The organism is Pseudomonas sp. 2024-210, assembly GCF_045062345.1.
Taxonomy (GTDB): domain Bacteria; phylum Pseudomonadota; class Gammaproteobacteria; order Pseudomonadales; family Pseudomonadaceae; genus Aquipseudomonas.
Genome location: NZ_JBJGEJ010000009.1, coordinates 39,529 through 63,357 on the forward strand (window position 1 = coordinate 39,529; position 23,829 = coordinate 63,357).

The 23,829-nt window shown below is 55.6% G+C and carries 23 protein-coding genes, 1 tRNA gene and 1 pseudogene; 11 read left to right on the top strand and 14 right to left on the bottom strand.

The genetic code is table 11. From position 1 onward, the window contains the following. Nucleotides 1–33: 33 nt before the first annotated feature. The 3 genes and pseudogenes from ACI7MX_RS14345 to ACI7MX_RS14355 all read right to left on the bottom strand — a co-directional run. Nucleotides 34–294 carry a bacteriocin immunity protein gene (locus ACI7MX_RS14345; RefSeq protein WP_314488265.1) on the bottom strand — a complete coding sequence of 87 codons (261 nt, stop codon included), beginning with the start codon at nucleotides 292–294 and terminating at the stop codon, nucleotides 34–36. A gap of 2 nt (nucleotides 295–296) precedes the next feature. Next, the gene (locus tag ACI7MX_RS14350; RefSeq protein WP_405589422.1) at nucleotides 297–1,583 is read right to left on the bottom strand and encodes an S-type pyocin domain-containing protein; all 1,287 of its coding nucleotides are present in this window, start codon (nucleotides 1,581–1,583) and stop codon (nucleotides 297–299) included. A gap of 148 nt (nucleotides 1,584–1,731) precedes the next feature. Beyond that, nucleotides 1,732–2,666 (bottom strand): annotated as a pseudogene (locus ACI7MX_RS14355) (IS3 family transposase); the annotation flags it as partial. Nucleotides 2,667–2,938: 272 nt separating this feature from the next. Here ACI7MX_RS14355 and ACI7MX_RS14360 point away from each other — a divergent pair. Together ACI7MX_RS14360 and ACI7MX_RS14365 are read left to right on the top strand one after the other, a co-directional pair. Beyond that, the gene (locus ACI7MX_RS14360) at nucleotides 2,939–3,400 is read left to right on the top strand and encodes a hypothetical protein (RefSeq protein WP_405589419.1); all 462 of its coding nucleotides are present in this window, start codon (nucleotides 2,939–2,941) and stop codon (nucleotides 3,398–3,400) included. A gap of 133 nt (nucleotides 3,401–3,533) precedes the next feature. Continuing rightward, nucleotides 3,534–4,370 carry a hypothetical protein gene (locus ACI7MX_RS14365; protein ID WP_405589416.1) on the top strand — a complete coding sequence of 279 codons (837 nt, stop codon included), beginning with the start codon at nucleotides 3,534–3,536 and terminating at the stop codon, nucleotides 4,368–4,370. A 350-nt stretch (nucleotides 4,371–4,720) separates the two neighbouring features. On the opposite strand, the gene ACI7MX_RS14370 is transcribed toward ACI7MX_RS14365, so the two are convergent. After that, nucleotides 4,721–4,797 (bottom strand) — tRNA-Val (locus ACI7MX_RS14370). Between the two features lie 184 nt (nucleotides 4,798–4,981). Between ACI7MX_RS14370 and ACI7MX_RS14375 the strand changes: the two genes are divergently transcribed. Beyond that, a complete protein-coding gene (locus ACI7MX_RS14375) occupies nucleotides 4,982–6,265 on the top strand; it encodes an NAD(P)/FAD-dependent oxidoreductase (RefSeq protein ID WP_405589413.1) in 1,284 nt (427 codons plus the stop codon). A 39-nt stretch (nucleotides 6,266–6,304) separates the two neighbouring features. Here ACI7MX_RS14375 and ACI7MX_RS14380 read toward each other — a convergent pair whose 3' ends face one another. After that, entirely contained in the window at nucleotides 6,305–6,985 is a 681-nt protein-coding gene (locus ACI7MX_RS14380) for a peptidase C39 family protein (RefSeq protein WP_314488278.1), read from the bottom strand. 221 nt (nucleotides 6,986–7,206) lie between these two features. Here ACI7MX_RS14380 and ACI7MX_RS14385 point away from each other — a divergent pair, with 221 nt between their 5' ends. After that, entirely contained in the window at nucleotides 7,207–7,374 is a 168-nt protein-coding gene (locus ACI7MX_RS14385) for a hypothetical protein (protein WP_167654283.1), read from the top strand. Between the two features lie 231 nt (nucleotides 7,375–7,605). Here ACI7MX_RS14385 and ACI7MX_RS14390 read toward each other — a convergent pair whose 3' ends face one another. Continuing rightward, entirely contained in the window at nucleotides 7,606–8,367 is a 762-nt protein-coding gene (locus tag ACI7MX_RS14390) for a TerC family protein (RefSeq protein WP_314488282.1), read from the bottom strand. A 30-nt stretch (nucleotides 8,368–8,397) separates the two neighbouring features. Then, complete coding sequence (locus ACI7MX_RS14395) at nucleotides 8,398–8,637, bottom strand: hypothetical protein (RefSeq protein ID WP_314488284.1); 240 nt, start codon at nucleotides 8,635–8,637, stop codon at nucleotides 8,398–8,400. 134 nt (nucleotides 8,638–8,771) lie between these two features. Between ACI7MX_RS14395 and nhaR the strand changes: the two genes are divergently transcribed. Then, complete coding sequence (gene nhaR / locus ACI7MX_RS14400) at nucleotides 8,772–9,668, top strand: transcriptional activator NhaR (RefSeq protein ID WP_314488287.1); 897 nt, start codon at nucleotides 8,772–8,774, stop codon at nucleotides 9,666–9,668. Here the strand turns inward: nhaR and ACI7MX_RS14405 are convergent. Then, nucleotides 9,665–10,822 (bottom strand): MFS transporter, encoded by a 1,158-nt coding sequence (locus tag ACI7MX_RS14405; RefSeq protein ID WP_405589406.1) that lies wholly within the window; start codon nucleotides 10,820–10,822, stop codon nucleotides 9,665–9,667. The genes nhaR and ACI7MX_RS14405 overlap by 4 nt on opposite strands. A 360-nt stretch (nucleotides 10,823–11,182) precedes the next feature. On the opposite strand from ACI7MX_RS14405, the gene sstT reads away from it, so the two are divergent. Beyond that, nucleotides 11,183–12,403 carry a serine/threonine transporter SstT gene (gene sstT, locus ACI7MX_RS14410; RefSeq protein WP_314488293.1) on the top strand — a complete coding sequence of 407 codons (1,221 nt, stop codon included), beginning with the start codon at nucleotides 11,183–11,185 and terminating at the stop codon, nucleotides 12,401–12,403. A 53-nt stretch (nucleotides 12,404–12,456) separates the two neighbouring features. Here the strand turns inward: sstT and ACI7MX_RS14415 are convergent, their stop codons facing one another. Together ACI7MX_RS14415 and ACI7MX_RS14420 are read right to left on the bottom strand one after the other, a co-directional pair. Continuing rightward, nucleotides 12,457–12,966 carry a DUF1993 domain-containing protein gene (locus tag ACI7MX_RS14415; RefSeq protein WP_314488297.1) on the bottom strand — a complete coding sequence of 170 codons (510 nt, stop codon included), beginning with the start codon at nucleotides 12,964–12,966 and terminating at the stop codon, nucleotides 12,457–12,459. After that, nucleotides 12,963–13,181: an XdhC family protein gene (locus ACI7MX_RS14420; RefSeq protein ID WP_405589403.1), complete on the bottom strand. Its 219-nt coding sequence runs from the start codon at nucleotides 13,179–13,181 to the stop codon at nucleotides 12,963–12,965. Before ACI7MX_RS14420 ends, ACI7MX_RS14415 begins: the two co-directional genes overlap by 4 nt. 156 nt (nucleotides 13,182–13,337) lie before the next feature. Between ACI7MX_RS14420 and ACI7MX_RS14425 the strand changes: the two genes are divergently transcribed. Beyond that, nucleotides 13,338–13,997: a TetR/AcrR family transcriptional regulator gene (locus ACI7MX_RS14425; RefSeq protein WP_314488300.1), complete on the top strand. Its 660-nt coding sequence runs from the start codon at nucleotides 13,338–13,340 to the stop codon at nucleotides 13,995–13,997. On the opposite strand, the gene ACI7MX_RS14430 is transcribed toward ACI7MX_RS14425, so the two are convergent. From ACI7MX_RS14430 to ACI7MX_RS14445, 4 genes are all read right to left on the bottom strand, one after another. After that, a complete protein-coding gene (locus ACI7MX_RS14430; RefSeq protein ID WP_314488368.1) occupies nucleotides 13,991–17,554 on the bottom strand; it encodes a molybdopterin cofactor-binding domain-containing protein in 3,564 nt (1,187 codons plus the stop codon). The two genes, ACI7MX_RS14425 and ACI7MX_RS14430, sit on opposite strands and share 7 nt — an antisense overlap. Before the next feature lie 13 nt (nucleotides 17,555–17,567). After that, nucleotides 17,568–18,056 carry a 2Fe-2S iron-sulfur cluster-binding protein gene (locus ACI7MX_RS14435; protein WP_314488305.1) on the bottom strand — a complete coding sequence of 163 codons (489 nt, stop codon included), beginning with the start codon at nucleotides 18,054–18,056 and terminating at the stop codon, nucleotides 17,568–17,570. Between the two features lie 178 nt (nucleotides 18,057–18,234). Beyond that, nucleotides 18,235–18,663: a MarR family winged helix-turn-helix transcriptional regulator gene (locus ACI7MX_RS14440; RefSeq protein WP_314488308.1), complete on the bottom strand. Its 429-nt coding sequence runs from the start codon at nucleotides 18,661–18,663 to the stop codon at nucleotides 18,235–18,237. Nucleotides 18,664–18,910: 247 nt separating this feature from the next. Further along, nucleotides 18,911–19,969, bottom strand: a complete 1,059-nt coding sequence (locus ACI7MX_RS14445) for a 2,5-dihydroxypyridine 5,6-dioxygenase (RefSeq protein ID WP_405589398.1) — start codon at nucleotides 19,967–19,969, stop codon at nucleotides 18,911–18,913. A gap of 329 nt (nucleotides 19,970–20,298) precedes the next feature. Between ACI7MX_RS14445 and ACI7MX_RS14450 the strand changes: the two genes are divergently transcribed. Genes ACI7MX_RS14450 through ACI7MX_RS14465 form a run of 4 tightly spaced genes read left to right on the top strand, consistent with a single transcriptional unit; the run spans nucleotide 20,299 to nucleotide 23,671 of the window. Next, on the top strand, nucleotides 20,299–21,447 hold the full coding sequence (locus tag ACI7MX_RS14450) for an FAD-dependent monooxygenase (protein WP_314488314.1): 1,149 nt from the start codon (nucleotides 20,299–20,301) through the stop codon (nucleotides 21,445–21,447). Beyond that, the gene (locus tag ACI7MX_RS14455; protein WP_314488317.1) at nucleotides 21,444–22,271 is read left to right on the top strand and encodes an alpha/beta hydrolase; all 828 of its coding nucleotides are present in this window, start codon (nucleotides 21,444–21,446) and stop codon (nucleotides 22,269–22,271) included. The genes ACI7MX_RS14450 and ACI7MX_RS14455 overlap by 4 nt, the downstream gene beginning before the upstream one ends. Further along, entirely contained in the window at nucleotides 22,268–23,023 is a 756-nt protein-coding gene (locus ACI7MX_RS14460) for an Asp/Glu racemase (protein ID WP_405589394.1), read from the top strand. The genes ACI7MX_RS14455 and ACI7MX_RS14460 overlap by 4 nt, the downstream gene beginning before the upstream one ends. Before the next feature lie 9 nt (nucleotides 23,024–23,032). Further along, a complete protein-coding gene (locus ACI7MX_RS14465) occupies nucleotides 23,033–23,671 on the top strand; it encodes an N-carbamoylsarcosine amidohydrolase (RefSeq protein WP_405589391.1) in 639 nt (212 codons plus the stop codon). The last annotated feature ends 158 nt before the right edge of the window (nucleotides 23,672–23,829 follow it).

Genomic DNA, 23,829 nt, shown 5'->3' on the forward strand with positions numbered 1-23,829 from the left:
TCCATCATTAAGTTCCACGTGATTTCAGAAATCTTATAACCGTGGTTTAAAGCTACGCAAGCCTTTGGCTTCGCACCTTGCTTTAACGGTGTTAATTATGCCTTCTGCTGAAATATCTGCGCCGGGCTCAGGATAGAAAATCAAATCCGCCCCCCCAACATCTTTAACTAAAAATCTGAAATGGATTATCAACTCATCTTGATATTTTTCAGTACCATTAACTTGCAGTATTTCTTCTATCAATATCCTGAATTCATATTCTGTATATTCAGATAGCGTGTTTTTAAATTTCATAACTAACCTCCATCGTGCAATTTTATGTGATTCTTTGGAGTATTTAACCGGAGATTATCTACATCGTAGACTCCTCCACCATCGACTATTCGAACTATGTGATGTAGCTCAAACCGTATTCTTTTCCCAGACACCTCGATATCACTGACCAGCGGGGAGCGGCCTTTCTGTGAGTTCTTGAGGTTGATCACTGTTAACTGATCAGCCAGCTCCGGCACCCTCGAAACCTCTCTCCAAAACGCACGCCTGAATGAGTCAAAGCTGTTGTACGTCCTCCCCCGAAGCACATCGACCACTGCTGTCGGAATGGGCGCCCCCATGCCGCTGCTGGCATGATCAAGCCATATACCCGCCACATCCTCCCCTGCTCCCGATACTACGCCTGGCGCATAGCGCACACTGAGCGACAGATAGATCGGCGCAGTCTGCGGCTGAGAGGGAAACCAGATGATGAAATCCTGGTACTCCGGTGGATGCTCTGGATTCTCCAGAATCCTGTCAGCTTGCTCGGTCGCCGGAAATACCCATGCACCAGGCTTTAGTGACGCCGCCTCTAACGCAGGAATACCCAGTACTTCATTTGTGTAGACGGCTGGAGTCCAAATAATTTCCAGACCGTTGCCGACATCGACAACCAGTTGCTCACCGCGGGGGGTCGCAGCTACAACCGGGACTTGTCTCCAGTCCGGTTGATTGCCTGTGTAGAACCCGTAAACACTGACCGCTCCATCGTCCAGATATTTAAGGTTGATACGAACCTGCGTATTGCCTTTGGTGAGCTGGGCGTATTGCTCTGATTTGTAAAAGGCGCTGTCTGCCGAAGTGGTGTTGGGCATCAATAGCGCTACACCGCCTACCAAAAACGGCGCGGCTACACCGACTCCTGAACCAGTCGTGCTTAGCGCCAGGCTGCCACCAAAACGCCTGGCCAGTGAAACAGCAGTTCCAGAGCCGCCGATCCAGTCCAGCGCGGTGCCTTCAGTGGTGATCGCCCCCACTGCGCCCAATACCGCATACGCCCCGTACTCTTCCAACGTTTCAACGGGTACAAAACCATTCGGAATTTTATGGTCGATTACCCCATTGGGCAGCGTGCATGACTTCGCAAACACACAGCCATTGGTCGGCGGTTCAAGTTTTGGAGGAGGCGCAGGTTTGGGTGGTGGTAGTGGCGGCTCGGTGGTGTAAGGCACTTCTCTGCTTTTAAGCTCTTTCTCCCAGGCTCTGGCTTTCAATACCCGGGCGTAACAGGCAGGACAGCAGTAATCGCTCCAAGGCTCTTTAGCCATACGGTTATCAACCTGATGAATGACCGGGCGATTCTATGGAGAGAGATTGGAGAATTGATGCCAGCGCTTTCCTATTCGACTGTGCGAAGTTAAACCAAAACTATTACGCCTTTTCTGCTATGCGGGCGCTGAGGTGTCTAGTCCTAAATAGGGGCTGCGTGGTTTGACGCTGACTCACGGCTCGACGCAACGCTTGCACTACCGACTCGGTGTGTAGACTTTCATGGACGTGGTAACCCACGATTTTTCGCGAAAAAGCATCCGTCACAAGGTTCAGATAGGCCAAACCCTCCCGAGTGGGCAGATAGGAGATGTCAGCAACCCAGACTTGTTCCTGGCCGGTTGGAACAACCTGTACCGGACCCGGTTTGAGTAGGTTCAGATGGCGACGAAAGCGATGATGGCTGTCGGTTTTATGATACGCCCGCTTGCGGGCCACCAGTAAACGCCTTTCGCGCAGGATCGAAAACAGCCGATCTCGCCCCACTTGCAGCTCAAGTTGAGGCTGGCAATGCAACAAGTGGTGCAGCTTTCGGGTACCCAGACGCGGCTGACGCTGACGTTTTTGCTGAACGAAGTCGGCAACTTTCTGATCCAGAACCAGGCGAGTTGCATCGGCGAGATTGCGTTTGTAGTATGCCTGTCGGCTTATCCCCATGAACTGGCAAGCCCTGCTGATGCTCAGGTTTTGGATTCGTTTTTGCGCGAGGACTTGCCGGGACGCTTTTTTACCACAGAGAGACCGTAGTCATTTTTCAAGACATCCACGACCGCCTCGAAAAACTGGGCTTTCTGATTGGACAGCGCCAACTGTTGTTCAAGCTCTTTAATGCGTTGCTCTGGGGTTAGTGATCGGTTTTTGTCGGGCATAGACCCCATCCTCGGCGAGCCAATGTATGTGCCGGGGCGCCAATCTTGCCGACCATGCTTGCGTAACCACGTCAGAACGATCGTTTTGCTTTGAATCCCGTAGCGCTCCTGAGCCTCTTTATAGCTCAGCTCACCTTTTTCGACTTGGTCGACGACCGACAATTTAAAGGTCAGCGTGTAGTCTCGCTGACTACGCCTTTTACTTGTCTCCATTACGCCCTCCTGAAAATAGATCAGAAGGTGTAAACCTTATTCAGAACGGGACACTCTTAACAATCAGTGCATGCGAAGCTGGAATTGTTCGCAAGCCAGATTAAAAAAAATATAAAAAACCTACTGTCAAGCACAAAAAATAATCTATGTATCTAAATATTCCAAATTAACATCCCCCCCGCCCTAAAACTTACGCCTTGCACTGAAGCCAAAATTGCCATCATTATGGCATCAAGCCAAAATCGGTATTTAGTAAAAGACTGGAGAGTAACGTGGGTAAAATTACTAGCTTAGAAACTATATCAAGCCAATTCAATATTGATCCTGAAGTTCTTAAGAAACTTGACATCATTGATACGCAATTAACCGTCGATACAAACTTATTTATCGACCCTTTACTCCTACCAGAAAGCAAGCATCCGGAAATAAATACCGGCGCAGCTACCGCTTACGAACAACGTTTCGAATTCATTATAAAACTATTATCAGCATCTAAATGCAAAGGTGACATAACCTGGAGGAAGGCAGAGAAACTACTCAACTTCTCCGAAGTTAGTTGGACCTGCCTCGGCTACAGTTCTTCTGTTAGGGGCGCAGGATTTGGCCCTGAACTTACATCACGCACACTTGAAACCGCGGCACAAATAGTTGCATTAGGCATTACCGATATCGACTTTTTAGGGGACTATCCCTATTTGAGGAAGGCATCGGACCGGATAGAATTAGTGACATGACAACCAATATAATCCTACTGAATCTCATCGAATTCACATTAAAACAGAACAAAACACTCCAGATACCCACAAAAAATTTACAATAAATGGGGAAGTTTTTGAGCTACCCGAAAATCCTCAAACCAAGGATCCTTTGATACTTGTACCTAGAGATATTGTAAGGGATCTTCCGATAGCCACTGACTGGAGTGATATTGCGAAAATATCAAAAGAGAACGAAGAGTACCGTGAGAAAGTCAGCTCAGGAGTAGGAAAAGTCTGGGCCAAAATGACAAAACGGCATAAGCAGATACTTAGAGATGCTGCCCTTCAAAGCAAAGAATTTTTTGAACAAATACTAGAACTACTCAAGGAAGTCCCTAAAGCTCCTTACAACTTTGATGCCGACCGCAACGGGGAGGCGTTCTGGACAAGACTCAAGGACATAGCATCTGAGTACCCACTTAATACATCTAAAACAACTCAAAAAATTGATGACATCGCTGGCACCCTATTATTAGTTGATACAATAATCACACAATTTCAGGATCTCGTAGAAAACAAAGGGATCTGTAAAGAGCATTGGTCTGATGAGAAAAAACCTCGGCGAGAGAAAGCAGCTCAACGACTATTCTTTGTAATTGCATATGCATATTGCAAGTCAAACAATCTTGACGTAACCCCAGAAGCCGATACTGGAAACGGCCCCGTAGATTTCAAATTTTCTTTTGGATTTAATACAAGAATAGTTGTAGAGATAAAGCTATCAACAAACGATCTTGTGCACGGATATACAAAACAGCTAGAAATATACAAAAAATCAGAGGACACTCAAGAAGGCATTTACCTAGTAATTGATGTAGGCAGCATTGGGAAAAAATATAACAACATACAAAAACTGCAACGAGAAGCATCTGAAGCTGGCCAGAAATTTTCTAAAATATATCTAGTCGATGGCAATAGAAAAGCATCAGCTAGCAAACGTCAGTAGGTATTCAACAATAGTTAAGCCATCTATTAACGCTTCGCTTTTGATGGCTTTCCTCAATATCACTTTCAACAATTCCATCAAAATATAAAGCAGCCATACCAGTTATCTCACTATTCGCACTGGCGCATAATCCTCGTCAACTGCACCTCCACATACGCTCGCCAACACCTACACCTACACCTCAACGGCATACAGAAAAACCTCATAAAACCAAGCTCATATCGGCATTCACATTGCTCAGTGTGAACGAACCCGATATTTTGTGAGCGTTCTGGGGAAATCCAAGACAACAAAAAAGGGCCCACCTTTCGGTGGGCCCTTCTAGACCGCCCAGCAGAGCGGATTTTGTTTGGTAGGCGCGATTGGACTCGAACCAACGACCCCCACCATGTCAAGGTGGTGCTCTAACCAACTGAGCTACGTGCCTGCTGTGGGGTCGCATTCTATAGATTTGCGGAGGGGTGTCAACACCTTTTTTGCAGCTAACTCTATGAATAGTCGAATTATTTGTTTGAAGCGCAAAAAACCTCAATGGACAGTGGCTAGCCGCTGGTTTTCTTCTCAGGTAGCATCGACTTCACTCGTAAAAAATATAAAACAGAGGCTGCAGAATGTCGAACACCCCCTACCCTCAGTCTTACTACGCGGCCTCGGCTAATGTGGCTCCAGAACGCCCTGCTTTGCAGGACGAAATCGAAACGGATGTGTGTGTTATCGGTGCAGGCTATACCGGCCTCTCTAGTGCGCTGTTCTTGCTAGAGAGCGGATTCAAGGTCACGGTGCTGGAAGCCGCCAAGGTGGGCTTTGGCGCTTCGGGTCGCAATGGCGGTCAGATCGTTAACAGTTACAGCCGCGATATTGATGTGATTGAACGTACGGTAGGGGCTCAGCAGGCGCACTTGCTTGGGCAGATGGCGTTTGAAGGCGCCAGGATTATTCGCGAGCGTGTGGCCACCTACTCTATTCAGTGTGATCTGAAGGACGGCGGGGTCTTCGCGGCGATCACCAGCAAGCAGATGGGCCATCTCGAAGCGCAGAAAAAACTGTGGGAGCGTTACGGCAATACGCAGCTGGAACTGCTGGATCAGCGCCGTATCCGTGAAGTGGTGGCCTGCGATCAGTATCAAGGGGGTCTGCTGGACATGAGCGGCGGCCATATTCATCCGCTGAATCTGGCGCTGGGTGAAGCCGCTGCCGTCGAGTCATTGGGCGGGACGATCTATGAACAGTCGCCCGCAGTGCGTATTGATCGCGGTGCCAGCCCGGTGGTGCATACGCCACAAGGCAAAGTGCGCGCCAAGTTTATTATCGTTGCGGGCAATGCTTATCTGGGCAATCTAGTACCGGAGTTGGCCGCCAAATCCATGCCGTGCGGTACTCAAGTGATCACGACCGAGCCACTGAGCGAGTCGCTGGCCAACAGCTTGTTACCGCAAGATTACTGTGTCGAGGACTGTAATTATTTGCTCGATTACTACCGCCTCTCGGGTGACAAGCGCCTGATTTTCGGTGGCGGCGTGGTCTATGGCGCACGAGACCCGGCCAATATCGAGGCAATTATCCGGCCGAAAATGCTTAAGGCCTTCCCGCAGCTCAAGGATGTGAAAATTGATTACGCGTGGACAGGTAATTTTCTGCTGACGTTGTCACGGCTACCTCAGGTCGGCCGCATCGGTGACAACATCTATTACTCGCAAGGGTGCAGCGGCCACGGGGTGACTTACACCCATTTGGCCGGCAAGGTGTTGGCTGAAGCCTTGCGCGGTCAAGCTGAGCGTTTTGATGCTTTTGCAGACCTGCCGCACTACCCCTTCCCCGGCGGACAACTGTTGCGCACGCCGCTTACGGCACTGGGGGCTTGGTATTACAGTCTGAGGGACAAGTACGGATTCTAAGCAATAAGGGCTGGCGCACGTTGCGCCAGCCCTCGTTAGTTATTGTGTTGTGCTGGACAGCGTTTTAATAGCTTTTGCACCGGCCTGCTCCTGACCCGAGCGCGACAAATCGTTGGCTGCTTTCAGCCAACGCGCCTTGTCTACATGGGCCGGTAACTGATCCGGCGACAGGATCAGCACCGCCCACCCCCCGGCATCCTTCCACGCTGACTCGAATGTGTTGAAGTCCATCAACCGCCGGCGCTCCATGCCTGCACGCAGCAGCACGGTGTGCTTGGCACGGTTGTAGCCCACCAGCATCGCGTAACGCGGCTCGGACCACACAGTACCGTCGCTAAAACGCAGCATGACCGGATAGCCGGCAGCCACTTGGGTTAACAGCGCTTCGAGTGAGGTGTCCAGGGGATACACCACCAGCCCATAACCGGCGGCAAGTTGCTCCATGTTGCCTTGCAAAGAACCCTCTGCGCCCGGCAATTTCAAAGGCTTGACCAGCAGGCCCGGGGTGACGCTGATCCGCTGCTCGCCGAGCATGCTGGCTAACACGTGCGGGCCACTCTGATGGGCATTGCCACGGTAAAAGGGCACGCCGTTGAGCTCTACCCTTTCAGGCAAATGGCGGATGCCTGGCGGCTCAACACTGGCGCATCCCACCATCACCCACGCAATCAATGACGCCAGCCAAAGTCGCACCGATCTTAATCCCGTCACTGCCTGCATGTTCCCTCGCTTTGAATAAGCGCCAGACCTGCGATCCGGCATGGCTGCAGATCATAGGACGGCCAACGGGTGAGGTATAGCCTTATAGGGCAGAGATTATGACGCGATAGAGCAAATCAGTTGGTGCAGCACGACCTTTGGTCAATAGACTGCAACACTGCTCAAGCTAGACTGTCTCTTGCTTAATGTGTGTGTGCCCATCGGGGGCAAAGGAGGCACTTATGAGCCCGACATTAACCATTTTTTTGCTGATCTGCGGCTGGTTAAGCGTTGCCGGCGCGATGCTGTGGGGTTTAATGCGCATCAGCCGCCATCATCACCCGCAGGTGCAGCCAAAACCGAAAGTCAGCCTTGAAAAAGCGCCCGCCAGCCCGATCAACGCGCATTAAAAATGCCGTCTTCACAGAGCAGTGCACAGGTCACTACATTACGCTAGATCCAACAGCTGGATTAACGACTGCTCTGCAGCCGGACGCAGCCTCGCGAAGCTCGTCAACGGCTACGGATCTTTATCGCGACCGCCTGATTTTGATCTGGCTTTTGATCCAGGAGCCCCCCTTAAACCACGCTGGCCTGTGGAGGGCACCAAACCGATCGCAGCCTTCGTACCTCGTCAGCGGCTACAGGCGTTTCGTCGCACCAGCCTGACGTTTTTCACGCACCCGGCGGGCCAGAATGTTCAGCGTCTCGACCGTCGCAGAGAAGGCCATCGCCGCGTAAACATACCCTTTCGGGACGTGGGCACCAAAACCTTCAGCGATCAGCGTCATGCCAATCATGATCAAGAAAGCCAGGGCCAGCATCACCACGGTCGGGTTGTCATTGATGAACTTGGCCAAGGGCTCGGAGGCCAGCAACATCACCAACACCGCCACGACCACTGCAATCACCATGATAGGCAAGTGCTCGGTCATACCCACTGCGGTAATAATACTGTCAATGGAAAACACCAAATCCAGCATCAGAATCTGACCAATCGCCGCCGCAAAACCCAGTGTCACTTTTGACGACACACTGTCGGTTTTTTCTTCTGAGGGCGGCGTCATGCTGTGATGAATTTCACTGGTGGCTTTCCATACCAGGAACAAACCACCGGCGATCAAAATCATATCCTTCCATGAGAAGGCTTTGCCCAATACCTCAAAGACCGGCGCAGTAAGCTGCACGATGTAGGCAATGGTGCCCAGCAGGCCCAAACGCAGAATCAGCGCCATGCCAATACCGATTCGGCGAGCTTTAGTGCGGTATTGCTCTGGCAACTTGTTGGTCAGGATCGAGATAAAGATCAGGTTATCGATGCCCAGCACGATTTCCATCACGATCAACGTGGCCAGCGCAACCCAAGCGGCGGGGTTCGCCGCCAGCTGTAAAAGATAGTCCATAGGTAAGTTCTGACTCTGGCGTACAACAGGTTAAATAGCGTTCGAGGTTTCTTGGCTTTCTGGGTCAGGCTGTTTTTTTTCGATCAGCCCGCCCGTTGCGTCGCTCAACGCCTGTTCCGCAGCCTTGTGGGTATCATCAATGGCCTGTTTGGCCGTTTCTGCGGTTTTGCTCAGCATCTGTTGCGCCGCTTTTTCAGCCTGATCACAACCACTGATCAGCAATAAACCAGCGACCAGCAGGGCCGCGACACCTGTATTTTTAATGTTCATGGGGCTTTCCTCTTCAAAACGGCGGCCTTTAGGGTGGCTCGCTAATAACGCGCGATTCTAGAGAGGCAAACAGTTCAGGAAAATTCGTATTTTCAGGGGCTATACTTCGTTTTTTACGAAGTGTTGTCCGCCCGATGCTCAATTACCGTCAACTTCATTATTTTTGGGTCGTTGCCAAGACCGGCAGCATTGTCCGCGCCTGCGAACAATTGAACCTCACGCCGCAAACCATCAGCGGGCAAATCAGCTTGCTGGAAGAGACCTACGGTCTGCCGCTGTTTCGTCGTGTTGGACGTCAGCTCGAACTGACGGAAACCGGGCGTCAGGTGCTGCCATACGCCGAGCAGATCTTCCAGCTCGGCAGCGAACTGCAAACCATGCTGCGCATGGCCCCCAAGGAGCAGCAGATCCTGTTTCGGGTCGGCGTGGCTGACGTGGTGCCCAAATCGATTGTCTATCGCTTGATTGCGCCGACGATGGCGCTGGATGAGCCCATTCGTATCACCTGCCGCGAAGACAAGCTCGACAGGCTACTGGGAGACTTGGCGATTCAACGTTTGGACCTGGTTATTTCCGACAGTCCGATGCCCTCTCACCTCGATATAAAAGGCCTGAGCCAAAAGCTCGGTGAATGCGGCATCAGCTTTTTTGCCACAGGCGCGTTGGCCGCCTTGTATACCCGGAATTTCCCTTTCAGCCTGCAAGGCGCTCCCCTGCTGATTCCTGGCCCGGAAACCGTACTGCGCAGCCGCCTTCTGCGCTGGCTGGCTGAACAAAAGATCCAGCCGCGTATTGTCGGCGAATTCGATGACAGCGCCTTGATGCAGGCGTTTGGGCATTCAGGGATCGGGGTGTTTATTGCCCCCAGCGTGATTGCTGAAGAGGTCATGCGCCAGTTCAATGTCGAACTGATCGGTCAGACCGAAGCGGTGACCGAGTCGTTTTATGCCATCACCGTAGAGCGTAAAATCAGGCACCCCGGCATCATTGCGATTACCGAAGGTGCCCGACGCGAGCTGTTTACGGATTAAGCGCAGGCGGCGGCGTGAGGTTTTGCCGCCATCAGCCACAACGCGAGCACAATCGACACCAGTATGAAGCCCGCAGCGGCGAAGCCCAGATTGCCCAAACCGTAGCTGTCGATCACGCGCCCGCCGACCATCGCGCCCAGGCCAATGCCAAAGTTGGCCCCGGCAATGTTCAGCGACGCCGCAAAAGCAGGCGCATGCGGTGCGACTTTCATCAGGCGAACATGGCTAACCAGAAACAGGGCCGACTGGGTGATTCCCCATACGGCCATCGCGGCCGCCAGCCCAAGTGTTGAATGAATGCTCGGCACCAGCGCGACCATCCCGCCAATCAGGAAAGCGCAAAACACCATCGAAGCGATGAGCGGGTGACGGTCGACCATGCGCCCGCCCAGCGAGTTGCCGATCAGGCCAACCGCACCAAAGCCCATCAAGCACCACCCCACCACATTGCCGTCGAAACCCGCCAGCCGCTCAAGAATGTCCGCCAGATAGGTGTACGCCGTAAACATGCCACTGAACACCAACACTGACAGCACGATATGGCCAATCATCAGCGGACTGCGCAGCAGGCCGAACTGTGAGCGCAAGGTCACGTGCTCTTTGACCACCTGAGTGGCGGGTAAATACACCCACAACAGCAGCGCCTTGGCCAGCGCGACCACGGCCAGAATACCGAACGCACTGCGCCAGCCCCACGCATCAGAAATCAAGGTGCCCACTGGAATACCAAAGACTGTCGCGCAGACAATACCGAAACCGATTTTGGCAATCGCCCGTCCCGCATACTCCGGGCCTACGATGTCGACTGCCGTTTCGCTGGCCAAAGCCCAGAACACCGGCAAACCCAGTGCCGGCAGCAACCGCGCGAAGGCCATGACCCAAATATTCGGGGCCAGTGCGGCCACCGTATTGGCGAACGCAAACATCAGCAAAATCGCGATAAACAGACGCTTACGCGGGAAGCGGGCGAAGTAGGCCGTCAGAAACGGCCCCAATGCCGCCACCGTGAAGGCAAACAATGTAACCAGCAAACCCGCTTGGGGCACGCTGACCTCCAGGTCGCGGGCAATCGCGGGCAGCAGGCCGACGATGATGAACTCTGTGGTGAGCACGGTAAAACCGGCCGCAGACAGCAGCAGGATGGGCAACAGCATGAATAACTCCAGAAACGGCGCTGCCAGCGAGTGCCAAAATGGGCTCGCTGACGAATGTAAGAATGGATAAGTGCAATAGTAACAGAATGATTCAGCGCAAGAACATGCGCTACAGATAAGATTAAGGCAGGTGTGACAGATTGACCGCTCGTAGGAATGCCCCTACGCCACTATGTTAAAGTCTGCACCCAAACACGAACGTTGCCCCACAGACTCGCTCAGCGCACACGACTATGCTCGGCCGCTGACTCTGCTTTACTCAAAACGTTTTTTCCTAGGATCTGCGTGCATCAGCCTGCCCATTTTGCTGATCACCTGAGGTATTGCCATGCGCTATCCAAAACAACTAGAGATGCCCATATGAGTGATGTTGCCCCTACCCTGCTGCAAAAGCTGACACGCATGAGTCTGGTTACCCAGATCGTGATCGGCTTGATCGCCGGCATTGTTCTGGCCTGGCTGGCACCGGCGGCAGCACTGTCGGTGGCTTTTATCGGCAAACTGTTCGTCAGCGCCCTGAAGGCCGTGGCCCCCATTCTGGTGTTTGTGCTGGTCATGGCCTCAATTGCCAACCACAAACACGGCCAAGAAACCCATATCAGGCCAATTCTGGTGCTCTACCTGTTTGGCACCTTTGCCGCTGCCGTTGTGGCAGTGATCGCCAGCATGATGTTCCCGTCGCATCTGGTGCTGGCCACTGAAAACGTGACTATTTCCGCCCCCGGCGGGATTGGTGAAGTGCTGCAGAGCCTGCTGTTGAGTGTGGTCGACAACCCGGTCAGCGCACTGATGAACGCCAACTTTATCGGCATTCTGGCCTGGGCGATCGGTATCGGCATTGCCATTCGTCATGCAGGTGATACCACACGCACCGTGCTCAATGACCTGTCCAACGGCATCACCTTGATCGTGCGCGTGATCATCCGCTTCGCACCCGTGGGCATTTTTGGTCTGGTCGCATCGACCCTCGCCAGCTCAGGCTTCGGCGCCCTGCTCGGTTACCTGCACCTGCTGATGGTTCTGATTGGCTGCATGCTGTTCGTGGCGCTGGTGGTCAACCCGCTCATCGTGTTCTGGAAGTTGCGTCGCAACCCCTTCCCGCTGGTGTTTCTGTGCCTGCGCGAAAGCGGGATTACTGCCTTCTTTACCCGCAGTTCAGCCGCCAACATTCCCGTCAACATGGCGTTAAGCGAACGTTTGGGCCTGCATGAAGACACCTACTCGGTATCGATCCCGTTGGGTGCCACCATCAACATGGCCGGCGCAGCCATCACCATTACAGTGTTGAGCCTGGCGGCCGTGCATACATTAGGGATTCCAGTCGATATTCCAACCGCCATTTTGCTCAGTCTGGTGGCGGCTATTTGCGCCTGTGGCGCATCGGGTGTAGCGGGAGGTTCGTTGCTGTTGATCCCGCTGGCGTGCAGCCTGTTTGGCATCCCAAGCGAGATTGCCATGCAAGTGGTCGCGGTGGGTTTCATTATCGGTATTTTGCAGGACTCGGCCGAGACTGCGCTCAACTCGTCCACCGACGTTCTGTTTACGGCCGCGGCCTGTCTGGCCAAAGAAGAAAGCAACTAAGGGTGTAGCGGCGGGCGAGGTACGCCGTACTTCGCCCGCCATTGCGCACTAAATCAGAACGCACCCATGTAGTCACGCTTGCCGATTTCGACGCCGTTGTGGCGCAGAATCGCGTAGGCCGTTGTTACGTGGAAGAAGAACTGCGGCAGGCCGTAGGTCAACAAGTACGACTGGCCCGTGAAGCGTTTTTCTTTTGGTGTGCCCTGACGCGTGATGATTTCGATGCCTTCCTTGCCGTCGATTTGCTCGGGCTTGATTGCATCGACAAAGGTCAGCACCTTGCTGATCAACGCTTGCAGGTCGGCAAAGGTCACTTCACTGTCGTCGTACTTCGGCAGTTCGATTTCAGCCAGACGGCCCGAAACACCCTTGGCGAAATCAACCGCGATTTGCACCTGACGCACCAACGGGAACATGTCCGGCGCCAAACGCGCTTGCAGAAACACGCTCGGCTCGATGTTTTTGGCCGTCGCATGCGCTTCGGCCTTGGTCAGCACACCGCTCAGGGCGTTGAGCATTTGCTTGAACACAGGAACAGAAGCAGCGTACAGAGAGATAGTCATAAAGGTCTCGACAGTCTGTGGGCAGGAATGGAATGTGCGGCGATTATAGACATGCATTCGGACTTCTGGGGCGCCGCCCTCCTCTCATCCTCTCTTCTTTCATTAATCCCCCGCTCGCCTGACGTCTGCCCTCGCCCCAAACGCGGTATCACCCACCGTGCGCCGGGCCGGCGATAAGCTGAGCCTTCAACTTTAACCTCGGTAGCCAGTACCATCTTGACCTTGTTACTGTCGGCCTCGTCCAGTGCATCGAGTACGCCCTATAGGTCCCTCATCGCGCGGCTCCCAACGTTTACAGTGAATTGCCGTACCATCGACGGCAGTTTTTTCCGCCATCCACCGCGCTACGCGTAATCGTGAAGGACAACAGCGTGAACAAAAAAACCGGTGTACGGGCTCATCAGGCCGATCAGACCAAGGCGCGCATTCTCAAAGCCGCCATCACCGTGTTCGCCCGAGACGGCTACGCCGGTGGGCGCATCGAGCAAATTTCCAAAGAAGCCGAGTCCAACGACCGGATGATTTATTACTATTTCGCCAGCAAGGAAAATCTGTTTGTTCACGTGCTGGAACACACTTATGAAGCCTTCAATCAAGCCGAAAGCGTGCGCCGCCCAGACCTGAGCAAACCGGTGGAAGCCTTGCGCCAACAGGTGGGATTCTTTTGGGATTACTACGTGACTCACCCCGAGTTCGTGGCCATTCTAACCATCGAAAACCTGCACAAAGGCAAGCACGCCAAGCAATCACGCGAGCTGAGCCGGTTGTCGGCGACCACCGTCGGGGTGATCCAGCCCATTATCGAGGCAGGTCAGCAGCAAGGCCTTTTTCGTCAGGACATCGACATCAATCACGTCTACTTGATGATCGCCTCGCTGTGCTACTTCTATAACTCCAACCAGCACACGCTCTCCTCATTTCTGGGTCAGAACCTCGCCGAGCCGGGCCAGCAGCAGGACTGGCTGGCCTTTATCAGCGATCTGGTGATACGCGGGGTCATGGCGCTGCCAATTGACACCGCAGATCAGTGAGTGCCGGGGTTGGCCCGCAGGTGCGCAACCCGTTGTTCCAACCCTTGCCACGCGGGTTCGGTCGAGGCGAATCGCTGACGCAGATAAGCTGCCAGCTCACTGAGCTGGCGATTCGACAGACTGTCCTTGAAGGCGGGCATATATCCCAGGTCCGCCGTTGCCGGAACCGGGATGCCTTGCATGATGACGTTGAGCAGGTTGTCAGGCAGCGCGCTGTGCACATTGCTGTTATTGGCCAGAGACGGGCTGACCCCAAACAGCGTTGGCCCGGCCCCGTCGGCGTGACAGGCCTGACACGCCCCCTCGAACACTCGCTGGCCGTTGCTTAGCGACACGGCTTGCGCACTCGCCTGCGCTGCTTGCGGGGTCTCGACCGGCTCGGCCTGAGCCTGATCAGTAAGCGACGCCAGGTAAACCGCCATCGCCCGGCGATCGGTATCGGGCAGCTTGGCCAGCTCAGTGACCACCGGCCCCATCGGTCCAGCGGCCACACCGTGAGCATCGGAATAACCTGTGCTCAGGTAGGTAAACAGTTGATCCTCGGTCCAGGGCGTTGGCGCTTTGGACAACCCGTTCAGCGCTGGCGCCTCCCAACCATCCACCGTACCGCCAGCCAAAAATGCCTGACCGCCCTTTGCCGCGCCCATGAAATTGCGCGGCGAATGGCAGGCCGCGCAGTGGCCCAACCCGTTGACCAGATACGATCCGCGATTCCATTGCGCGCTGCGCTGCGGTTGCGCCTTGACCTCCCCAGAGCGCAGAAAAATCGCATTCCAACCCGCCATCAGCGGCCGCAGGTTGAACGGGAATTGCATGTCGTTAGCCTTGGCTGGCTGACTCACCGGGTCTTGTGACATCAAGTAGGCATACAGGGCCTGCATGTCGGCATCGTCGATATTTCTGAACGACGTGTATGGAAAAGCCGGATAGAGATGTTTTCCGTCCCGACTGATGCCCTCGCGCATGGCCCGCTCGAACGCCGTGTATGACCACTTGCCAATGCCTGTTTCCGGATCGGGTGTGATGTTGGTGCTGTACAGCGTGCCGAAAGGCGTTTGCATCGCCAGCCCGCCCGCATTGGTGACGCCGCCCGGCGTGGTGTGGCACACCGCGCAGTCCCCCACCGCCGCCAGCAAACGCCCGCGCTCCAGCGTTGCGGCCGACCAGGTGCCGAGCGCCGGTGGCGCAATGGGGGCGATTTCCGCCCGCCACGGCAACGCCGTAGCCGCCATCCCGATCAACGCACCGAACCCCGCCACCACAGGTGCAAACCACCATTTTGAACGCTTGGGCTTGACCGCATCAGGCGCTGGAGCGGCTTCACCTTCCGATTGTTTAAGCGCCGCTAATACCCGCTCGGGGGTAATCGGCAACTCGCGAAAACGAATGCCGGTTGCGTCGAAAATGGCGTTGGCAATGGCTGCCGCACTGGGCACACCGGCTGATTCCCCGGCGCCCATCGGCGGCTCCTGCTGACGCGGCATCATCATCACATCGATCTTCGGCACTTGCTTGAAGGTCAAAATGGGATAAGCGCCCCACTCCTTGCTGCTGACCGTCGACTCTTCAAACGTCACGCGCTCTTTCAACACACGACTGGTGGCCTGAATGACATTGCCATGGATCTGATGCTGCACCCCCGCCGGATTCACCATCATGCCGGCGTCATGGCCGATCACCACCCGGGTCACCGAGACTTCGCCGCTGACCCGGTCGACCGCCACATCCGCCACCCACGCTGCCCACGCCGCGCCAAAGCCGGGGAATTTACTGTGGATATAGCGCGCATACGCGAAGCCCCGACCGCGCAAGATAGTGTCTTGGCCGGGTGTTTGCTTCGGTTCAGTGCGTGCTTGCCAACCGGCACGCGCAGCCGTGGCCTTGACCAGTTCCGAGGCGCGCTCATCGTGTAAATAGCGCAAGCGGTATTCGACCGGATCGACCTTGGCGGCAAATGCCAGCTCATCGATATAGGATTCGTGGGCAAAGGTGTTGGGCAACGCCGACACACCGCGCATCCACGACGCCCGTACCATGGGCGCCATGTCGTTGATGGTGACGCGCATGTGTTCAAAGTCATAGGGCGGAATCGACGTCCGATCGCCCATTTCAAACATCGCCGCCACCGGCTCGACCCGCCCGGTCAGCAGCAAGGCCAGGGTCGGCGCGCCATTGGAGGGATAACTGGTCTGGAAGTCATAGCCCGCAACGCCACCCTCGGCATTGAGACCGCCATCCACTTCCATCAGTTGCGCCGAACCTTTGGGCTCCCACACATGCTCCTGTTCACGGGTCAGTTGCACCCGCACAGGCAAGCCCACAGCACGGGACAACAGCACCGCATCGGCACACACGTCATCGGCACAGTTGCGCCCATAACATCCTGCCGCTTCCATGCGAATAATTTCGATCTGTGCTTCCGGGTACTCCAGCAGCCAGGCCAGGTCAGCGCGCAACAAGTGCGGGTTTTGCGTGCCCGACCACACGCGTATGTGCTCGGGCTGATAGTCCGCCAGCCCGCAGGACGGGCCGATGGAACCGTGAATCTGATAAGGCCACAGGTAGCTGCGAGGCATTCGTTCAGTGGCCTGCTCCAATGCCTGCTGCACATTGCCCTTGTCCAGAACAACACGCTGGATACGCGGGTTGTCACGAATAGCCTGCTCGACATCCGTCATGTCGGGGAGTTTTTGATTCCAGGGTTTCCACGTCACCGTGAGCGCCTGTGCGGCTTTTATAGCCTGCTCTTCACGCAGCGCCACCACGCCCACAAAGTCGCCGATCACCACCACTTTGACCACGCCGGGAATATGCGCAATGGATGATTCGTCCACGTGCAACAAGCTTTTACCGACAAAGTCGCCACTGTCCAGCCCGGCATAGGGCGGGCGAATCACCCGCCCGTGGAGCATGTCGGGCAGACGCATGTCGTGCACGTAGGTCAACTCGCCAGTGGCTTTGGCGGGAATGTCTACCCGCGCCGAGGATTGGCCCACCAGCCGATAATCCTGCACCGCCTTGAGCGGCGCATCGCCGGTGATACTCACCACATGGCGTTCGCCTGCGACCAGTTCGGCAAAGCTCAGGTGACGGCCATCGCTGTTGTTGACCACGCCGTTTTCAATCTGCAATGACTGCGCTTCGACACCCCACACCCGGGCCGCCCGGGCCAGCAGAAAACGGCGTGCTTCAGCTGCCGCATTGCGCAAAGGCACGGCGGTGATTTGCAGTGTTGCACTGGCGATGGTTGCGCCCTGATTGGGTGCATTGTCCGTGTCGCCCAGCACCATGCACACCTGCTCCAGCGCCAGATCCAGCTCCTCCGCGACGATTTGCGCCAGTGAAGTGCGGATCCCTGTGCCCAGATCGACGTGGCCATTAAAGCCATACACCTGACCGTCATCGTTGACCGCAATGAATAGCGCCTGCTCCTTGGGCTTGAGCTCCGGCACGCCGCCTTTAGCAACCGGCCCGGAAGGTGGTTGAATCTGATCCACCACCAGCAAAACGCCAGACTTGGCCAACAACTGATCACGGGTGAGCGTGGTAAGGGTCATAGTCATTATCCGTTCAAGGCTTTTGACGGGCGGCACGCATGACCGCTCGAACAATTTCGATATGGGTGCCGCAACGGCAGAGGTTGGCTGACAGCTCGTTCAGCACCTGCTCTTCGCTGGGATGGGGATTGCGATCAAGCAGCGCCTTGGCCGTCATGATCATGCCGTTCATGCAATAGCCGCATTGCGCGGCCTGCTCATCGATAAAGGCTTGCTGCACCGGGTGCAGCCGCTCGCGACTGCCAATACCTTCAAGGGTGGTAATGCTTCGGCCCTCGGCACCTGATAGCGGGAAGACACAAGAACGGGCGGCCACCCCGTCGATGATCACAGTGCACGCCCCGCACTCGCCCAGACCACAGCCGTATTTAGGGCCATTGAGTAGCAAATCGTTGCGCAATATCAGCAATAGCGGTGTATCGGCCATCGCGCTGACGACGACGCGCTGGCCGTTGACGTCAAGTGTTACCGTTTTCAGCGGCGCAAGGGTTTGATCGCTCATTCAAGGCTTCCCCAAGTAGCAATGTCCGCACTGTGTTGAGCGGATCTTATTAAGTGTTTACTTCATGAAACGGGCGGACCAAAGCGCTGCACGCGCAGATAAAAGAGGTTCATCGGTTTGATGAAGTAACTACTTAATCAAACCGGGAGCAAGAACGATGCCAGGGCAGTCAGTCAGCTTATTCGCTACTGTCGTCGACCATTTTTCGCAGTAGATACAGCATGGCGACCCGCTCAGCCGGATTGAGATTGGCCATCGTCAGTTCGCTCACTTGCAGTGCATGGGGCTGAGTTTCGCGCACCAATTGCTCACCTTCCCGAGTGAGGCTGACGATCACTTTGCGTTTGTCGTGTTCGGCAGGCGCCAGACTGATCAGATTGCGTGCCTGCAAGCGCTCGACAATGCCACGAATCGTGGCCTGGTCGACCGCAGTGGCTTTGATCAGCTCACTTAACGAGCTGGGGCCATGATTGTGGACTGCACAGAGGGTAATGAACTGCACGGCGGTCAATTGTGAATTACCAATATTTTGCTGAAATATGGCCATATGGCGCTGGTAGGCTTTGCGCAATAAATGGCCCACCTGCTCGGAAAAATCGTAATTCATGAGGCTCTCAGGTTGCATGTCTGTTGGGAAATGGGGTGTGACCTTAACCTGCGCAGGCTCCTACACATAGTGCGTAGCAGCTGACGAGCTCTGCGAGGCTGCGTTCGGCGGCGCAGCCGTCGTGAAACCGCTCAAGCCCAAACGTCAGGCAGATACAAAGCCCGGGCTTGGGAATTCAGATACATCGCGCGCATAGATCTTGCGACGATTGCATCGTCGAACGCAGCCTCGCAAAGCTCGTCAGCTGCTACGAGATTTGCGGTCGCGGCATTGGCATCTCGTTAACCACCCCGCCCGTGACCACGGCCACGTCATCCAGATACACATCGCAATGACGCAGCGGAATATCGAGGTGACACGGCGTTTTGCGAGTACCCCCCACTTCGGTATTGGGCCCGGTTGAAAACAGAAAATTACCTTCAAATGCCCGTGCGTCCATGCACATGCCATCATTTTTGTCGTGCAACCCCATGGCGGTCCATTGCGCACGCGGCTGCAAGCCCCAACCAATGTGGGAGATGCCATACACCTCGGGGTCATTGAAATATTTCAGGTAATCACTCAGGTATTCGGCTTCGAAGCCCCCGTGAATAGCGGTAATAAACCCCTTGTCGATTTCCAGAGTAATTTGCTCACGCGAGTAGTTTTTGAACGGCAGCACAATGTCGCCCACGTCGATCACCAGCACGCCCTGGGCGGTCTCTTCGTTGGGCCAGGAGAACAGAAAACCGCTGGGCCAATGATCCCAACGGCCCGGCTCATCGGCAAAACCATATTCAGTCACCGCCGGGTACTGCCCCAGCAACGCCTTGAAATCACTGCCCGCCCTAGAGCGCACGTGCATCGAGCGCGCTTGCTTGAGCAGCTTTTCAGCCGCCAGCACACGGGCCTTGTCCGCCAGGGTGGGCAACATGCGCGCCAGCACTTCCGGCGGTTCAACCGCCAGCAAGATGCGCGTGCCCGTTTTGAGAATCTGCTCCTGCTCTGGGGAATGCAGCAGCATCATGGTGTCCACAATCAGGTCAGCCGCTTCCAGCGCGCGCTGGGCGGCAATGTTGCCCGTCAGTGCCGTATCGCCACAGTAGGCGGTCATGTCATTGCCCATGGCCATAGGATGGTTGAACGATGGCAGTTCCACGGCATACACCTTGGCCCCCAGCCGCTGAGCGGCCTCCATCGCCGCCCGCACAGTGCGCGGGTTGGAATAGTGGCTCTTGAGCACTGCAACACTTTGGGTCGCATCCACTTTTGACAGTGACAACACGTGCTCAAACATTTGAGTCAACTCGCAGTCGCTTACCGGCATTCACTCATCCTCTCAATAGACTGGCTGCATACAGGCAACACCCTCGCTCGCTCCACAAAAATGAAGCAAGGCGGCAACCTCTCGAAACTAGAGCGTACACGCTATTTTAAATTGAGCGTAGATTATTTTTGCCGTTCGTTTAAACACTCAAAATCACCTTAAATCTCAATGAATAAAGGCTAAATCAGGCGAATACTTGTCTCAGCGCTCAAGTTTATTTTGATAAAAAGGACTATACAGAATAAAAATATATAGCGTATACACTGTAAATATCTGGACGAAGCCGAACGCCTAGCGCCAGTCATTTTCAGAATAAAAGGAAGCCTTGCATGCCCACACAACAGAAAATCGCCATCGTCGGCGCCGGCCTGGGCGGTGCTGCCGCCGCCACGCTGCTGCAGAAAGCTGGATTCCAGGTCGATGTTTATGAGCAGGCCCCGGCGTTTTCCCGCATCGGTGCGGGGATTCACATGGGCCCCAACATCATGAAGATTTTTCGCCGTATGGGCATTGAGCAACAGCTCAGCGAGATGGGCTCGCACCCTGACTTCTGGTTCAGCCGGGACGGCGCCAGCGGCGACTACCTGTCGCGCATCCCGCTGGGTGAGTTTGCCCGCAAGGAATACGGTGCGGCCTACATCACCGTGCACCGGGGTGACCTGCACGCACTGCAAATGTCGACCATCGCCCCCGGCACCACTCACTTCAACAAATGCCTGACCCGCCTCGAAGAAACCGACACCCACGTCAACCTGTTCTTCAGCGACGGCACCCGCACCCAAGCCGATATTGTCATCGGTGCGGACGGCATCAATTCGAAAATTCGTGAAGAATTGCTCGGCGCAGAAAAACCGCTGTACAGCGGCTGGGTCGCCCACCGCGCCCTGATTCGCAGCGAAGACCTGACCCGCTACAACCTGAACTTCGAGAACTGCGTGAAGTGGTGGAGCGAAGACCGCCACATGATGGTCTACCACACCACCGCCAAGCGCGATGAGTACTACTACGTCACCGGCGTTCCTCACGCCGCCTGGGATTTTCAGGGCAATTTCGTCGACAGCAGTCGCGAAGAAATGTTTGACGCCTTCCAGGGTTACAACCCGACCGTTCAGGCCCTGATCCACTCCAGCGAAAGTGTCACTAAATGGCCGTTGCTCAATCGCAACCCGTTGCCGCTGTGGAGCCGTGGCCGACTGGTACTGCTGGGGGATGCTTGCCACCCGATGAAGCCGCACATGGCCCAAGGCGCCGGCATGGCCATTGAAGATGCCGCCATGCTCACCCGCTGCCTGGAGGAAACCGGGCTGAGCGACTACCGCACCGCTTTCAACCTGTATGAAGCCAACCGCAAAAACCGCGCCTCGCGGGTACAAGCCGTCTCCAATGCCAACACCTGGCTGCGCACCCAGGAAGATCCGGCCTGGGTCTATGGCTACGACATCTACAGCCACGCGCTTGAATCGGAAGTGGTCGCATGAGCACGTTTATAGAGGGCGGCAACGTTCAAGCCAATGGCATTCGTCAACACTACTTGCGCTACGGGGGCCAGCAAAACGGCAGCAAACCGGTTCTGCTGCTGATACCCGGCATCACCAGCCCGGCGATTACCTGGGGGTTTGTCGCTGAGCGTTTGGGGGCGCAATTCGACACTTACGTGCTGGATGTGCGCGGTCGCGGGTTGTCTTCCAGCGGGCCTGAACTTGATTACAGCAGCGATACCTGTGCCGACGACATCAACGCGTTTGCTCAAGCCATGGGCTTTGACCACTACCACTTGGCCGGTCACTCGATGGGCGCGCGCTTTGCCGTGCGCAGTGCCGCGCAGCACCCCGCAGGCGTGAAAAGCCTGGTACTGATCGATCCGCCCGTGTCCGGGCCGGGGCGGCGCGAGTACCCCAGCAAACTGCCGTGGTACGTGGACTCGATCCGCCTTGCCGAACAAGGCATGGACGCACAGGCCATGCGCGCCTTCTGTCCGACCTGGACGCTGGAGCAATTGCAACTGCGCGCCGAATGGCTGCACACCTGTTATGAACCCGCCATTGTTCGCGCCTTCAACGACTTCCATAACGTGGACTTTCATCAAGACCTGCCCGCACTCAGTGTGCCGACACTGTTGATGGTGGCCGGGCGTGGCGGCGTGATTCAGCCCGAAGACGAGGCCGAAATACTTGACCTGCAACCGCGCATTCAGATCGCACGCGTCGAAAACGCCGGGCACATGATCCCGTGGGATGACCTTGAAGGCTTCCTGACTGCCTGCATCGCCTTCCTCGCCCACCCTCAAAGGAGTTACCCGTGATCAAGCCTTACCGTATCGGCCAGATTGTGCCGAGCTCCAACACCACCATGGAAACCGAGATTCCGGCGATGCTGACGGCGCGCCAGTTGATCCGCCCCGAGCGCTTTACCTTTCACTCCAGCCGCATGCGCATGAAACAGGTGCGCAAAGAAGAACTGGCCGCCATGGACGGTGAATCCGACCGCTGCGCCATCGAACTGTCCGACGCCCGAGTCGACGTATTGGGTTACGCCTGTCTGGTGGCAATCATGGCGATGGGCTTGGGGTACCACCGTCAATCCGAGCAGCGCCTGACTCGGGCCACGGCTGAAAATGACGGCAACGCCCCCGTGATCACCAGCGCGGGCGCTCTCATTGACGCATTGAAAGTGATGGGCGCGAAAAAGATCGCTATTGTCGCGCCCTATATGAAGCCGCTGACCGAATTGGTGGTGGATTACATCCGCGAGGAAGGCTTCGAGGTGGTGGACTGGCGTGCACTGGAGATACCCGACAACCTGCAAGTGGCCCAGCATGACCCGGCCAACCTGCCCGGTATTGTCAACGGCATGAACCTTGAAGGCGTGGACGTCATTGTGCTGTCGGCCTGCGTGCAAATGCAGTCGCTGCCCGTGGTGCCGCACGTTGAAGCGCAAACCGGCAAGCCCGTACTGACCGCTGCCATCGCCACCACTTACGCCATGCTTAAGGCCCTCAATCTGGAGCCGATTGTTCCGGGTGCCGGGGCATTACTTTCAGGCGCGTATCAATAGGAGCTGAACATGTCTGAAGAACTGAGTGCCGACGCCAACTATCAGGGCGTATGGGGCCAACGAATCGGTTTCGGAAAAAAATCGGCGTTGCTGATGATCGACTTTATGCAGGGCTACACCCTTGAGGGCGCGCCTCTGTTCGCTCCCGGCGTCGTCAGTGCCGTAGCCGAAAGCGTCGAACTGCTGGCTTGCGCCCGCGATCAGCAGATACTGGTGGTGCACACCAACATTCGCTATCACCCGGGGCATTTTATCGACGGTGGCATCTGGGTTAAAAAAGCCCCGGTCATGAAAGACATGGTTGAGGGCAATCCACTGGCCGCCTTTTGCGAGGCCGTGCAGCCCAACCCGGACGAAGTCGTGATCAGCAAGCAATACGCCAGTTCGTTTTTCGGCACCAGTCTGGCATCCCTGTTGCACGCTCAAGGGGTCGACACCGTGGTGCTGGCCGGTTGCTCGACCAGCGGCTGCATCCGGGCCACGGCGGTGGATGCGGTGCAACACGGTTTTCGAACCATCGTTGTGCGCGAATGTGTCGGTGATCGTCATAGCGCACCCCATGAAGCCAATTTGTTCGATATCGACAATAAATACGGTGACGTTGTCAGCAAGCAGGAGGCCATCAAACAGTTCAAAATTAGCCAATAGATTGACCGGCGGACAGGGTAGTCCGCCCCAGAACCAGGCCACAGAGCACTGGTCGCCACTACTGAGCAAGGGCCTGATTCGAGGCCTGCCCAGTCTTCTGACTCTGCCTTTGGAAGCCGCTGTACGAGCCTGCCAAAGCACTGATCGCGGCTACACCC